Source organism: Butyricicoccus pullicaecorum (assembly GCF_002160355.1).
Lineage (GTDB): Bacteria > Bacillota > Clostridia > Oscillospirales > Butyricicoccaceae > Butyricicoccus > Butyricicoccus pullicaecorum.
In genome coordinates this window covers 136753-149780 of the sequence record NZ_NFKK01000002.1, presented here as the reverse complement: position 1 = coordinate 149780, position 13028 = coordinate 136753, and the positions used below count along the sequence as shown (strand labels likewise).

Annotated in this window: 12 protein-coding genes; 2 read left to right on the top strand and 10 right to left on the bottom strand. The window is 57.2% G+C overall.

Features of this window, described 5'->3' with window-relative positions; genetic code table 11:
- Positions 1–13: 13 nt before the first annotated feature.
- From B5F17_RS02415 to B5F17_RS02395, 5 genes are all read right to left on the bottom strand, one after another.
- Positions 14–1444 (bottom strand): NAD(P)/FAD-dependent oxidoreductase, encoded by a 1431-nt coding sequence (locus tag B5F17_RS02415; protein ID WP_087370373.1) that lies wholly within the window; start codon positions 1442–1444, stop codon positions 14–16.
- A gap of 268 nt (positions 1445–1712) precedes the next feature.
- A complete protein-coding gene (locus B5F17_RS02410; protein WP_087370372.1) occupies positions 1713–2846 on the bottom strand; it encodes a PepSY domain-containing protein in 1134 nt (377 codons plus the stop codon).
- Between the two features lie 39 nt (positions 2847–2885).
- Positions 2886–3674: a PepSY domain-containing protein gene (locus B5F17_RS02405; RefSeq protein WP_087370370.1), complete on the bottom strand. Its 789-nt coding sequence runs from the start codon at positions 3672–3674 to the stop codon at positions 2886–2888.
- A 91-nt stretch (positions 3675–3765) separates the two neighbouring features.
- Positions 3766–5124, bottom strand: a complete 1359-nt coding sequence (locus B5F17_RS02400) for a sensor histidine kinase (protein WP_162608053.1) — start codon at positions 5122–5124, stop codon at positions 3766–3768.
- Positions 5121–5795, bottom strand: coding sequence for a response regulator transcription factor (locus tag B5F17_RS02395; RefSeq protein ID WP_087370365.1), 675 nt, complete (start codon positions 5793–5795; stop codon positions 5121–5123). Before B5F17_RS02395 ends, B5F17_RS02400 begins: the two co-directional genes overlap by 4 nt.
- Before the next feature lie 151 nt (positions 5796–5946).
- Between B5F17_RS02395 and B5F17_RS02390 the strand changes: the two genes are divergently transcribed.
- Positions 5947–6774 (top strand): DNA-3-methyladenine glycosylase family protein, encoded by an 828-nt coding sequence (locus B5F17_RS02390; protein ID WP_087370363.1) that lies wholly within the window; start codon positions 5947–5949, stop codon positions 6772–6774.
- 114 nt (positions 6775–6888) lie between these two features.
- Entirely contained in the window at positions 6889–9051 is a 2163-nt protein-coding gene (locus B5F17_RS02385) for an S-layer homology domain-containing protein (RefSeq protein WP_162608052.1), read from the top strand.
- Positions 9052–9093: 42 nt separating this feature from the next.
- Here the strand turns inward: B5F17_RS02385 and cutA are convergent, their stop codons facing one another.
- From cutA to B5F17_RS02360, 5 genes are read right to left on the bottom strand one after another with little or no spacing between them, the layout of a single operon-like run.
- Positions 9094–9423 carry a divalent cation tolerance protein CutA gene (gene cutA / locus B5F17_RS02380; protein WP_087370359.1) on the bottom strand — a complete coding sequence of 110 codons (330 nt, stop codon included), beginning with the start codon at positions 9421–9423 and terminating at the stop codon, positions 9094–9096.
- Between the two features lie 16 nt (positions 9424–9439).
- Entirely contained in the window at positions 9440–10204 is a 765-nt protein-coding gene (locus B5F17_RS02375; RefSeq protein ID WP_087370357.1) for an ABC transporter ATP-binding protein, read from the bottom strand.
- Positions 10201–10995, bottom strand: a complete 795-nt coding sequence (locus tag B5F17_RS02370) for an ABC transporter permease (RefSeq protein ID WP_087370355.1) — start codon at positions 10993–10995, stop codon at positions 10201–10203. Before B5F17_RS02370 ends, B5F17_RS02375 begins: the two co-directional genes overlap by 4 nt.
- Entirely contained in the window at positions 10992–11948 is a 957-nt protein-coding gene (locus tag B5F17_RS02365; RefSeq protein ID WP_087370353.1) for an ABC transporter substrate-binding protein, read from the bottom strand. The genes B5F17_RS02370 and B5F17_RS02365 overlap by 4 nt, the downstream gene beginning before the upstream one ends.
- 11 nt (positions 11949–11959) lie before the next feature.
- Positions 11960–12952, bottom strand: a complete 993-nt coding sequence (locus tag B5F17_RS02360) for a radical SAM protein (protein WP_087370350.1) — start codon at positions 12950–12952, stop codon at positions 11960–11962.
- Positions 12953–13028 lie beyond the last annotated feature (76 nt).

Genomic DNA, 13028 nt, shown 5'->3' with positions numbered 1-13028 from the left:
GCCGTCCCCTCCTTTATCTGGTTTTACCGGTGAGCATGTAGGATGCACCGCCGAACTTGGTGATCTCGGTCGGCTCGCAGCCCAGCTCCTCGGCCAGAATGTCCACAACACGCGGGCCGCAGAATCCACCCTGACACTTACCCATACCGCTTCTGGTACGGCGCTTGACGCCGTCTACCGAGCGCGCACCCGCCGGACGGCGGATGGCGTCACGGATCTCCTGCTCGGTGACCGTCTCGCAGCGGCAGATAATACGGCCATATGCCGGATTTTCCCGCACCAGTTCGGCGCGCTCGGCGTCGGTCATCTCACGGAAGCGCTTGACCGGCTCACGCGTGCCCGTCCAGTCCTCCCGCTCGGTCATGGTGACCCGACCGCTTGCACGGACAAGGCCGACAACCTCCTCAGCAACCGCCGGAGCTGCCGACAGGCCGGGAGACTCAATACCGGCAGCGTTGATAAAGCCGGGAACCGGGCTGTCAATGATGAAGTCACCAGTCGAGGGCGTTGCACGCAGACCGGCAAAGTTTGTGATCGCCAGACGCATATCCAGCTTTGCAACAGACTTGGCCGCACAGGTCTTGATCTCCTCCAGACCCTGCCAGGTCGTAGAGGTATCGTCCTTGTGCTCGACGACATTGGCATTGGGGCCGATGTACAGGTTACCGTCCACGGTGGGCGATACCAGAACACCCTTACTGCCGCCTGCCGGGGTCTGGAAGACCACATGGCCGACGGTCTTGCCCATGCTCTTTTCAAACAGGATGTACTCACCCTTGCGCGGGGTGATAGTGAAGCGATCGTCACCCACCATGCGTGCGATGTGATCGGCATACAGACCGGCTGCGTTGACAACCACAGATGCCGTCAGCGTCTGACCGCCTGCAGTGACGGTGAATCCGCCCTCGGTCTTCTGAATGTCGGTGACCTCGGCTTCGCGCAGGTACTCTGCACCCGCAGCGCAGGCAACCTCAAGCGCTGCCGTCGTCAGTTCATACGGGCAAACGATGCCCGCAGACGGTGCGTACAGGGCGCAGACCGCATTCGGCTGTACGTTCGGTTCCAATTCGTAAAGTTCGTTTGCGTCGATGACGCGCAGACCGGGTACTCCGTTCTGTACGCCCGACTGATAAAGCTGTTCTACTGTCTTAGCTTCCTCATCACTGAAAGCCAGTACCAGAGAACCAATACGCTTGAAGGGTACATCCAGCTTGCGGCATACATCCTCCATATACGCGTTGCCGCGCACATTCAGACGTGCCTTGTTGCTGCCCGGCTTGGCATCATAACCTGCGTGGACGATGCCGCTGTTTGCACTGCTGGTCTCTGCCGCAGGCTCTAAGCGTTTGTCCACGACGCAGACGCGCAGCTGATATTGAGACAGCTGATAAGCGGTCATCGCGCCGGTTACACCGGAGCCAATGACGATCACATCATACTGCATTCACCCTCGTCTCCTTTCTCTCTCTTCCATACGGTTGTGTCTTGTTCCCAAATTCGAAAAAAGTACGAAAAAAAGACACACGAAGAACAAGCGGTTCATCACGCCGCTTTCATTCTTCATGTGTCTCTCAATCTCTACACATTCTGTTGTGTTTATTATACGACACCTTTTTACGGTTTGCAAGCATTCACATAAAATTTCTCATGCACTTTACACAAAACACATAACCCCCGCAGAAAAATCTGCGGGGGGTTCAAAAAACAGGGTATCAGTCGTCCCAATCGTCGTCATCATCGTCCCAATCGTCGTCATCATCGTCCCAGTCGTCGTGATCGTCATCCCAGTCATAGGTGCTCTCAACGTCGTAATCGTAGTCTACGATTTTACCGGTCGATGCGTCGATCTCATAATCGTACTCCTTGACCGTCTTACCGCTCTTGACGACAAACTCAATCTCATAGACCAGTCTGCCATCGTCCCGATCAGCACGCGTCTTGACAAACTGTACGTCGGAGAACGACAGACCGGCATGATCGAGTGCAATCTGTTTTGCCTGGTTCATACCAATCGATGCATTGCTGCTCTGGCTGCCCGAGTAGCTGGTCTCTGCGTCGTAGTCATAGTCCACGATCTTACCGGTCGCAGCGTCGATCTCGTAATCGTACTCTTTCCAAGTGTTGCCGCTCTTGACGACAAACTCGATCTCATAGATGGTTCTGCCGTCGTCTCGGTCGGTCTCACTCTTGATAAACTGTACACTGGATGCCGACAGGCCTGCATGGTCGAGTGCGATCTGCTTTGCCTTGTCCAGGCTCACCGCACCCGTGCTCGGGTTGGTCTGTCCGGTCGGACCGGAGGTGTCAAAATCGGTCACGGTCGAGCCGCCGGTCAGGGTGACCGTCTGGGTGCTCTCGTTCCAGCTCACCGTCTTGCCCATCAGCTCACCGATGGCACGTACCGGCAGGTAGATCGAGCCCTGGTACTCAACCGGGTCTACTTCTCGACCCTTGGCATCGTAAAACGTGCGGGTCACACCGTCAATCACGACCGTATACTCCGGTCGAACGGTCAGGGTGATGTCATCTGCGCGTGCATTCTTATCAACCTTGCCGTCGGTCGTTCCGGTGACACGTGTACCGCCGATGCTGACCGTCTGGGTGGATGCATCCCAGTTGACGTTCTTGCCCATCAGCTCGCCAATCGCACGGACGGGCAGATAGGTGGTGTCCTGATAGCTGATCGGATGTACTTCTGCACCGCTGGCATTGTAGAAGGTGCGCTCGGTGCCATCGATGACCACATCGATATCCGGCCGAATCTCAGCCGAAGCCGTCCAGCCTGCGGCTGCTGCACTGCACAGGATCGCCGCCGAAAGTGCTGCTGCAAAAATCTGCTTTTTCATGGTTTGAATCCTCCTATTCGTTCTTACCGTGGTTTATGTTTAGTCATATACAGATTCAGCGTCCCATTCACGGATCGCACCGCTGTATGCGTCGACTTCGAACTCGTACTTCATCTCATCATAGATGATCGTACCTTCATACTGCTGCCGTCCATCGTCGGTCTCGAGGCGCATCTTGAGGTCACTCTCAGATGCACCCGGCACCTTGGCAAGTACGGTCTTCTTGACCGTATCCTCGCTGACGACCGTACTACTAGTCTGCGGTGCATAGTTCTCGGCATCGGCGTCCATCGCAAGGATAGCACCGGTCTGGGCGTTGATCTCGTAATCGTACTCGGTATAGGTGTCCTTGGCGTAGAACTCTACCTCGTACTTGGTCACGCCGTCATCCTGCTCGCGCTCGACCTTGACAAAGGTCACCTGATCGGCTGTCAGTCCGGCATCGTCCAGCGCGGTCTGCTTGGCTGTCGCCTCGTCGATCTCACCACTCGCAGCGGTCGTGGTCTGGCCGCTCTGCGTCTTGGCCGTGCCCTTCTTTTCGCTCTCGTATGCGATGACCGTTCCGGTCACAGCATCGATATCGTACTCATATCGCACGCCGTCCGCATCGGTAAATTCGATTTCATAGTAGGTCTTACCATCGTCTTTTTCCAGCTGGGTCTTGGTAAATGTCGCATTGTCCTGTGCCACACCGCTCGCGGTGAGCGCCGCCGTCTTGGCTTCGTCCTCACCAATCAAATCAGTCTGTACACTCTGGCCCTTTGCGCTGCATCCAGCCAGTCCCAACGTCAGCAGCAATGCTGCCGCTAAAATCTTCTTTCTCATCATACGCACTCCTCTCTGTGAGGTCTTGGTCTCTTTTGTTTGACCTTAGTATACCGAATGCGTATTAAAAGAACATTAAAAATCCAAAGAATTTTTAAATATTTTTCGGAGCCACCGGAAAGCGCACGGTGAACCGGGTTCCCAAGCCCTGTGTGCTACTCACCGTGACCGTTCCCCCGTGCATAGCGGTAATCTGTGCTACCATCGGCAGTCCCAAACCGGTACCCTGACCGCCCGAGCGCGAACTCTCGCAGCGATAAAACCGTTTCCAAATCTTCTCCTGCTGGTCTTCCGGGATGCCTTCGCCGTTATCAAGGACGGACAGAACAGCCTCGTCCTGTTCCTGCCGCACCTCGACCGTGATCTGTTCCCCACCGTACCGGCAGGCGTTTTCCAACAGATTTTGCAGTACACGAGTCATTAGGGTCACGTCAAACCATGCCATGACATGCGGCTGCAAGCGCGTGCGGATGTCACGGTCGGGATAGACCGTGCACTGTTCCTCGCATACCACCTCGGCCAGCTCGCTCAGGTCGGCCTGTTCGGCACTGAGCTTTGTCGTGCCCTGCTCCATGCGGGTCATCTGCAACAGCTGTCCGATCAGACCGGAAATGCGATCGGCCTGCCGGTGAATGACCGCCACCGCCTCGGCGTACTCCTCGGTCGTTTGGGCGTGCTGCTCAGCCTCCCGGCACTGTGCCAGAATGACAGCCGTCGGCGTGCGCAGTTCGTGCGAGGCATCGGACGTAAACTGACTCTCGGCCTCAAACGCTCTTTCCAGTCGCTCAAACATCTGGTCAAAGGCCGCGGCAAGCTGGCTGATCTCGTCCTTTCCGGGTGGCAGGCCAATCCGTCGGGACAGGTCGCGCCCCTCACTGATCTCTCCAGCGGCTGCGACAATGCGGTCAATCGGTCGGAAGGCACGACGCACGATGCAGTACGCACCCACGCCGCTGACCAGCACGACGAGCGGCAAAAGCAGGAGTGACAGGTCGAGCAGGCGGTGCATGGCATCGTCAAGCTCGGGCTGCTGCACCACGCCGCGCACCCAAACACCGTCGTCCCAGCCAAACGGCAGCCAGAAATCCAGCGTCAGATACACGTCGTCGGCCTCCTCGTCGGACACCGGACGAATCAGACCGTTTTCAAAGGAGACCGTCGCCGGGTAGGACAGCGGGGTCTGACCGGCGAGCAGCGCACCCGACTCGTTATAGACCAGCAGATACATACCGCTGCGCGTGAACTGGACACTGTCGGCAAATTGCAGCGCACCGTTTTCCATCGTGATGCCGGTCAAATTGCCGCGCACAAAGCTCTCCAGCTGTTCCTGCGCACTCTGCACCGCCACCCGGCTGCTCACACCGAACAGAAAGGCCATCACGATACACACCAGCGTCATCATCAGCGCCGTAATCCACAGCGTCAGTTTTTTTCGTACCGATAACCGTCTCATGCTTCCTCCCGCAGCACCCATCCCGCGCCGCGTATGGTGTGCAGCAATTTTTTGTCAAAATCATGGTCGATCTTGCGGCGCAGATAGGTCATATACACGTCTACCACGTTGGAGCCACCCGCATAATCATAGTTCCAGATATGATTTTCCAGCTGTTCACGGGGAACCACGGTCTCCTTATGGTGCATGAGGTATTCCAAAATCGCGTACTCCTTGGCCGACAGCTTGATTGCCTTGCCGCCGCGGGTCACCGTGTGCGCTGCCGTGTCCAGCGTCAGGTCGGCGAGCGTCAGCACGCTGCTCTTTTCCCCGCCGTACTTGCGCGTCGCCGCGCGGATACGGGCAAGCAGCTCGTCAAAGTCAAAGGGTTTGACCAGATAATCGTCGGCTCCCATGTCCAGACCGCTGATGCGATCCTGAATGCTGTCGCGTGCGGTCAGGAAAATGACCGGGGTGCGGTCACCCGACGCGCGCATCTCCCGCAAGACCGCATGGCCGTCCCGACGCGGCATCATCACATCGAGCAGTACACAATCGTAGGTCGCACAGCGCAGACAGTCCATCGCCTGTTCTCCGTCCAGGCAGGCATCCACGCTGTATCCCGCACGGGTCAGCGTCTGCACGATCAATCGGCACAGATCCTGTTCATCTTCGGCAATCAAAATACGCATCTTTATCCGCTCCTTACAATACGTCTTTCCGGTCTCATCATAACACGTTCCCACAGGTCAGGCAATAGATAGCCGGTTGCACGCGGCAGCCGGGTTTGCTATACTGAAGTCAACCAAAAATCCAATCTTTCGACTTTCAGGAGGACACCTTATGCATTTTATCCTGACCGATGACTTTGACGCGGTCAAGATCGCCGCAAGCGGCCAGTGTTTCCGCTGGTATCCGCTCTCTGACGGCCGCTGCCGTATTTTCGCCCGTGACCGCACGGTCGTGCTCAAACAGACCGCACCCGATACGCTGGAGCTCGACTGTACCCCCGAAGAATTCCAGGCATTCTGGCACGATTACTTCGATTTTCCCACCGACTACACCGCGATCCGTGCGTCGATCGACCCGAACGACCACTATCTCAGCCAATCGGCAGCGTGCGGACAGGGCATCCGCATTTTGCGGCAGGACCCGTTCGAAATGCTCATCACCTTCCTGCTCTCACAGCGCAAGTCCATCCCGGCCATTCAGAAATCGGTCGAGGCACTGTCCCGTGCGGCGGGTACGCCGATCGGCGAGGCTGATGGTCAGACGCTCTATGCCTTCCCCACACCCGCACAGCTGGCCGCACTTGATGACGATACCCTTGCCGCCTGCGGCCTGGGCTACCGTCTGCCCTACATCCGACAGGCTGCACAGGTGGCCGCACAAAATCCCGGTCTTTTTGACGATCTGGCCGCGCTGGATGATGCCGCGCTGCGCGAAAAACTGCTCTCCCTGCACGGTGTCGGCCCTAAAATCGCCCAGTGCGTGATGTTATTCGGCTTTCACCGCATGGACTCCTTCCCGCTCGACGTGTGGATGAACCGCGTCATGGACACCCGCTATCCGAACGGTTTCCCCTTCGACCGCTATGCACCGTTTAACGGCGTGATTCAGCAGTACCTGTTCTATTTTGTCCGCGCCGAACGCACAGGTGCGGCAAACTAAAAAATCTTTTGTCCAGAGTCCCCTTTGCACCCGGAACTTTTTGGTATAAAATAAGTCTAATAAAGTAGAGAACCTATGCACCTTGAAGGAATGAGAAAAAAGGAGGCGTTTTGTATGAAACGGACATTATGCCTGCTGCTCAGCGCCGCGCTGCTGGCCACACCGGTCGCAGCCGCTTCCAAGAGCAGCACTGCCGACCAGCGCTTATCCCAAGTCACCCAGACGGTGAAAGACATCCTCAAACTGGACAACTCTTACACATCCTTCCACGGCGAGTTACAGGAAGATCCTCTGCGTGCAATATGGGAGCTTGACTGGACAGCTGCCGACCAGTCCACGCTCACCGTGGCCGCCGGTGAGGACGGCACCATCTACCGCTATCAGTACAATCCGAGCGACGAGACCTCGTCCTCCAGCGGCCAGCTGCCCAGTTTTCCGACGATCTCCCGCGAGGATGCGCAGAAAACCGCACAGACCTTTATCGATCAGGTGCTCGGAGAGCATGAGAGTGCCGAACTGAGCGAATCCGACCGGACACCCTCGCTCACGTCGTCCGATCATACATTTTCGACCAAACTTGACCTGTACGGTCTGCCCACACCCATCAGTGTATCTGCGACCGTAGATTCGGATACCGGTGAGCTGCTCCGCTTCTCGCGCACCGACCGCTACACCAGCTATGTCGGCACCCCGATCGATCCGGCATCTCTCGGTCTGAGTGCTGACCCTTCTGTCAACAAACAGTCCTACGACAAGGCCACGGCACTGCTCGGAGAGCAGCAAACACTGCGTCTTGAATACGTACTGGGTGATGACCGCAAAACCGCTTCCCTGCGCTATGTTCCCGATACGACTGACAACTTCTATGTCGATGCGCAGACCGGTAAGCTCATCAACCTGACCGAGCAGACCCGCGAACTCTATGACAAGATGGGTGCCGCGGGCAGCGCAGATACGGCAGCCGAATCCACTGGAAACGGCAGTCTGTCCGAAGCTGAACAGGCCGGCATCGCCCAGATGGAAGGCGTTCTGTCCCAGGAAACACTGGACAGCAAGGTACGCACCTGGAAAGAACTCGGACTGACCGACTATACCCTGTCTTCGTGCAGCTATTCCATTGACACCGAGGACGGCACGGTATACGGCCATCTGCGCTACACGCAGAAGGCGGAAAACAATCTGAACCATCGCTATATCACGGTAAACGCCAAGACCGGCGAAATCGAGGACGTATTTAGTTCGTACTGGACGGATGATGCATTCAAAGGAACGGTTTCGCTGTCCACCGCGCAGAAAACAGCCGAGTCCTTCCTCAGCCGCCTGTGGCCTGACCAGTATAAGACCTGTGCGCTCTATAAGTCCACCGCGGCAAGCACCGAGGACGGCTCTACTGAGCATGACTTTGTATTCTGTCAGAAGGTCAACGGATACTTCTTCCCGGCAAACAGCATTGCGGTATCGGTCGATGCACGTGATGGCTCGATCACCTATCTGTCCCGCAATTTTGACGAACTGCCCACCTTTGACAGCGCGGACGGCTTGATTTCGTCCGAGGCTGCGCACACGTTCTGGATGGACACCTTTGAGACCAAACTCGGCTATCTATCCGTTCCCGAAGAGGCCGGACAGAGTGCAGACGGCGCAAAGCTTGCCGAGATGGGCTATCCTTACGTCGAGCGTCTGACCCTTGGATTCTACCTCGAACAGCCCACCATGATGTACGGCATCGACGCCAAGACCGGACAGCCGCTGGCACTCACCAGCGATGACGATACACTGACGTACAGCGACCTCTCGACCACCTGGGCCGCACAGGCCGCGCAGGTGCTCGCATCCTACCGCATCGGCTGGCTGGGCGGTACCCTCCAGCCAACAAAATCGTTGACGCAGCTCGACCTGATGGCGCTCCTGGCCAGCGTAGACGGTTTCCTCATCGATCTGTCCGAGGAAGACGCAGCCGATCAAATTTATGATTACGCCATTGGCAGCAGTCTGCTGGCACGCGGTGACCGGGATGACGACAAGCTGATCACCCGCGCCGAGCTGGTCAAGACCATCCTCGATCACGGCGGCTACGGCAACGCCGCACAGATTCCGGGTATCTTCCGCTGCACGTTCACCGATGCAAACGAGATCCCCGATGCATACTACGGTTACGCCGCCATTGCACAGGGTCTGCACATGGTATCCGGTGACGAAGCCGGACGGTTCGCAGCAAATCAGACGGCAACCCGTGAAGAAGCCATCGGCATGCTCTATCAGTTCATGCAAAGATAACAGAAAAGGACGTTTCCACACGGAAACGTCCTTTTTTCTTGCTTATAATCCGACCTGGTATAAGGGAATCGCATTGATGACCGGTTCTTCGTAGGGATGCACGGCTTTGATGGCGGCAATGGTCTGCTTAACGCGCTCGGTCTTGCAGGTCACCTCGACCTTGAGTTCAGGTGCAGTGCAAATCTCCCCTACCGTTCCGAGATATGGGTTTGTCCCGGTAAGCGGTCGCCAGCAGCCCGTTACCGGGTGATAGGACAGGCAGCAATCATACGCGCCGATGTGTCCGGCATCCACTTCTGCGAGTGCCTGCTGCAATACTCCCAAATGGCTCTCAGGAATAAAGATTTCCAGCTTACAATATGCAAATTCCATGGTTTTTTCTCCTTGTTTATCGGTCGAACAGGGTGTCCCCAATCTGTGCGCACAGCGTTCGGTATGCATCGGTGTGCAGAAATGCTTCTCGCTTTTCCATCGAACCCGGCACCGGAAAGACCGCCTTAACCGTTCCCGGTCGTGGTGTCAGTATCACCACGCGATGCGCGACCGCGACCGCCTCACGGATATCGTGGGTCACAAACAGGATGGTCTGGCCAAGCTCACGCCACAGACTGCGGACAAGCTGCTGCATCTGCTGGCGCAGCTGGGCATCGAGCGCGGCAAAGGGCTCGTCCATGAGCAGCACACGCGGACGCATCACCAGTGCACGCGCCAGCGCGGCGCGCTGCTGCATACCGCCCGACAGTTCATGCGGATACTGCTTTTCAAAGCCGGAAAGTCCAACCCGGGCCAGCATATCCATCGCCTGTTCACGTCTGTTCTGACGCGAAACGCCCTGCCGTTTGAGTCCGTACGTCACATTTTGCAGCACGGTCAGCCATTCAAACAGTGCAGGCGACTGAAAGACCAGACAGCGGTCGGGGCTGGGCTTTCCCACGACCGACACGCCATCCAGCGTGATCTCTCCCTGTGTCGGACGGTCAAATCCGGCAATCAGGCTGAGTAAGGTACTCTTTCCGCAGCCCGACGCACCAATCACCGACACGATCTGCCCCGCCGGAACTTCCAGCGACAGGTGATTCAGTGCATCTACGGTCTGCCCGTTTTCAGTATGAAACCGATGACACAGATTGTCAATCACAAGTCCCTGATTCATGCGTTCCTTCCTCCTTTGCGCACGGTCGGACTGATACAGCGGCACAGCGCACACAGCAGCCAGTCGGTCAGTTTGCCCGCAATCGCAATTACGATCATCGCGGCCAGCACGATATCGACCTGCCCGAGCATCCGTCCGTCGGTCATGACCGCGCCCAGTCCCTCGGTCACACCGGTGACCTCACCGAGCACCAGATACGCCCACGCGACACCCAAGCCCAGCCGCAGACCGACAGCAATCTGGGCAAATGCTGCCGGGAAAATCACGGTGGCAAAGAGAGTCAAACCACGTGCACCCAGCATACGGCCTGCACGGACAGTCAAATCGGGTACACCAGCCGCACCCTGCATGGTATTGAGATAAATGGGAAAGAACGCCGCCAGCGTGATGAGAAACCGGGTATTTCCCTCACCGACACCGAACCAGACGATCGCAATCGGCAGCCAGCCGATGCCGGGAACACTGCGAATGAGTCCGAGGAAAGGGTCAAACAATCGGCGCAGCAGCCGAACCCGTCCGGTGGCAAAGCCGAGCGGCAGTCCAAGCACGACCGCCAGCGCAAAACCGGTCAGGACACGGTATAAACTGTGCCACAGGTGCAAAAACATCGTCCCGGCATACGGGGTCAGTCCGTACCAGCCGGTCGCAAAGTCCACCAGCACCCGCGCAAGCGTCTGCGGACCGGGCAGCTGATAAGGTGCGACGATGCCGAACTGGGTCACAGTCCACCAGACCGCAATCACCAAAACCGGGACAATCCAGCCCACCGGGTCGAATCTTTTCGTTTTCATGCGGCATGCTCCAGGAAAGACAAATCGAACATGTCCTGAATGTCGGGCACGGTATCAATCAGACCGAGCGCCTGCATCTGCTCGGCCAATCGCTCGGTGTGTTCGATGTAAGCCTCATCAATCTGCCAGCACAGCTCAATATTGTCCGCCGAGGCGGTCAGCAACTCCCGGTCGGTTCCCATCGATGCGGCCAAATCCAACCAGTCATCTGGGTGATCGATCATGTTTTGGGTCGCCTGCACATGAGCATCGACCAGTTTTTGCACCAGCTCAGGACGCTGCTCGATGGTGTCCTCGGTGACGATCATGGCCGCGTTGATCGTGCCGATGCTGTCGTCAAAATACGGATATTCCAAAATTCTGCCGTATCCGTCCTGCACCGCCTGTGTCGGGTAGGGTTCCCCGCTCAGGAATGCGTCGATCTGTCCCCCAGCCATTGCCTGACCCATATCGAAAAAGTCAACGCGGACGAGTTTGACATCTGTATCCGGGTCAAGACCGGCGCGTTCGAGGACATCGAGCAGCAGAACGTGATGCATCGTCCCCGGCACATAAGCGATGGTCTTTCCCTTGAGGTCAGCCGTGGTCTGGATGTCCGAATCGGCCGCCACGACAAGCGCCGAACATTTATTGCACAGACTGGCCACAATCTTGATCGGCTCCCCGGCTGCCGCCGCCTGAATGGCGGTCGGGATGGTCGTGCCGGTCATATCCAGACTGCCAGCCAGTAATGCGGTCTTTTGATCGCCCGGATTGGTGAACGGTTTGACCTCAATGGTCATATCCGCATGATCCTGATAAAAGTACGGGGTCAAGGTCTGGGCGGTCTTCCAAGTGCCGACCGTCGCGTGCATGGTCTCCTGTGTGCTTTCTTGCGACGCACAGCCGGTCAACACTGTGGCCAGCACAAGGACACAGGACAACCGTGCGACCCACTTGTAAAACGATCTCATACAGATTGCCCTCATGCGGTCTGATGGACGGTGTAGCCCGCCTGCGCAAACAGCTCCTTGGCGCGGGCTGCATCAAACTGGTTCCACTTGCCGCCCGAACAGCAGCAGGTATCGCGCGGCACCGAACCGGTCTCAATCACCGTCACATTTGCGCCGAACTCCATCGCCAGACGGGTACCCGGATGAATGCAGATATCCGGGACACAGCTGCCGCAGGCCAGACGGGTGACTGCGATGATCTGCGCCATGCGTGCGTCGCTCACCTGCGGATGTACGCCGAGCGGCGTGCCAGCCACCGGAATGCGTGCCATGCTGCCCGACACGATGGCACCGTACTGCGCGGTCAGCAGAATCAGGTCGGCAATCTCTTCGTTTGTATGCTCAATACCGACCGGCTCGACCAGAAAGACCAACTTGAGCGGCGAGTCCTTGACTGCCTGCAAGGTGGACAGGCGCACCTTGGGGTCAAATCGGGTGTCCTTGCCCTCACCGAGGCGCAACGAGTGGTAGATAAAGTCCACACCGCAGTCTGCCAGCCAGTTGGCCTTGGCAAGGTCAAATTCTCCGATGTTCAGGCCGATTTCATAATCTCCCGGCACTTCTGTGCGGATGGTTCGAATCATGTCTCCCAGCGCATCCTGCGAATAAAACTCGGTCGTGCGCAGCACAATCCAGCGCACCCCGGCCTCGGCATACTCGCGCACCTGCTCTATGGTCGCCTGTTCATCATAGCTGCGCGTCTCGCGCACGATGCCCCACTTTTCACCCAGTGAGCAAAAATCACAGTTCATTGAGCAGGGCGCGAAATCCACCCCGATGGCACCCCATAAGTAAGCGCGGTCTTCGGTCAAGGTGTGTGCGACCCGGCGTGCCGCTGCGCCCAGTGCGCTCCATTCTGCACTCTCCGGCGCAATCGATAACAGCTGTACAATCTGGTCATGTGTCAGCAATGTTCCGCTCTGTGCGTTCTGCTCTGCGTATGCAATCAGCTTCAAGTTTGTCATATCCAGTCCCTCCTGCTTTGTCTGCAAATCGCTATCTCGTGTCAGTCTAATATTGGACTTACTCTAGTTTCATCAG

What these genes read in the sequence shown, in the direction of transcription:
- B5F17_RS02415 (WP_087370373.1), bottom strand. Translation starts at nt 1,444, where the DNA reads ATGCAGTATGATGTGATCGTCATTGGCTCCGGTGTAACCGGCGCGATG.
- B5F17_RS02410 (WP_087370372.1), bottom strand. Translation starts at nt 2,846, where the DNA reads ATGAAAAAGCAGATTTTTGCAGCAGCACTTTCGGCGGCGATCCTGTGC.
- B5F17_RS02405 (WP_087370370.1), bottom strand. Translation starts at nt 3,674, where the DNA reads ATGATGAGAAAGAAGATTTTAGCGGCAGCATTGCTGCTGACGTTGGGA.
- B5F17_RS02400 (WP_162608053.1), bottom strand. Translation starts at nt 5,124, where the DNA reads ATGAGACGGTTATCGGTACGAAAAAAACTGACGCTGTGGATTACGGCG.
- B5F17_RS02395 (WP_087370365.1), bottom strand. Translation starts at nt 5,795, where the DNA reads ATGCGTATTTTGATTGCCGAAGATGAACAGGATCTGTGCCGATTGATC.
- B5F17_RS02390 (WP_087370363.1), top strand. Translation starts at nt 5,947, where the DNA reads ATGCATTTTATCCTGACCGATGACTTTGACGCGGTCAAGATCGCCGCA.
- B5F17_RS02385 (WP_162608052.1), top strand. Translation starts at nt 6,889, where the DNA reads ATGAAACGGACATTATGCCTGCTGCTCAGCGCCGCGCTGCTGGCCACA.
- cutA (WP_087370359.1), bottom strand. Translation starts at nt 9,423, where the DNA reads ATGGAATTTGCATATTGTAAGCTGGAAATCTTTATTCCTGAGAGCCAT.
- B5F17_RS02375 (WP_087370357.1), bottom strand. Translation starts at nt 10,204, where the DNA reads ATGAATCAGGGACTTGTGATTGACAATCTGTGTCATCGGTTTCATACT.
- B5F17_RS02370 (WP_087370355.1), bottom strand. Translation starts at nt 10,995, where the DNA reads ATGAAAACGAAAAGATTCGACCCGGTGGGCTGGATTGTCCCGGTTTTG.
- B5F17_RS02365 (WP_087370353.1), bottom strand. Translation starts at nt 11,948, where the DNA reads ATGAGATCGTTTTACAAGTGGGTCGCACGGTTGTCCTGTGTCCTTGTG.
- B5F17_RS02360 (WP_087370350.1), bottom strand. Translation starts at nt 12,952, where the DNA reads ATGACAAACTTGAAGCTGATTGCATACGCAGAGCAGAACGCACAGAGC.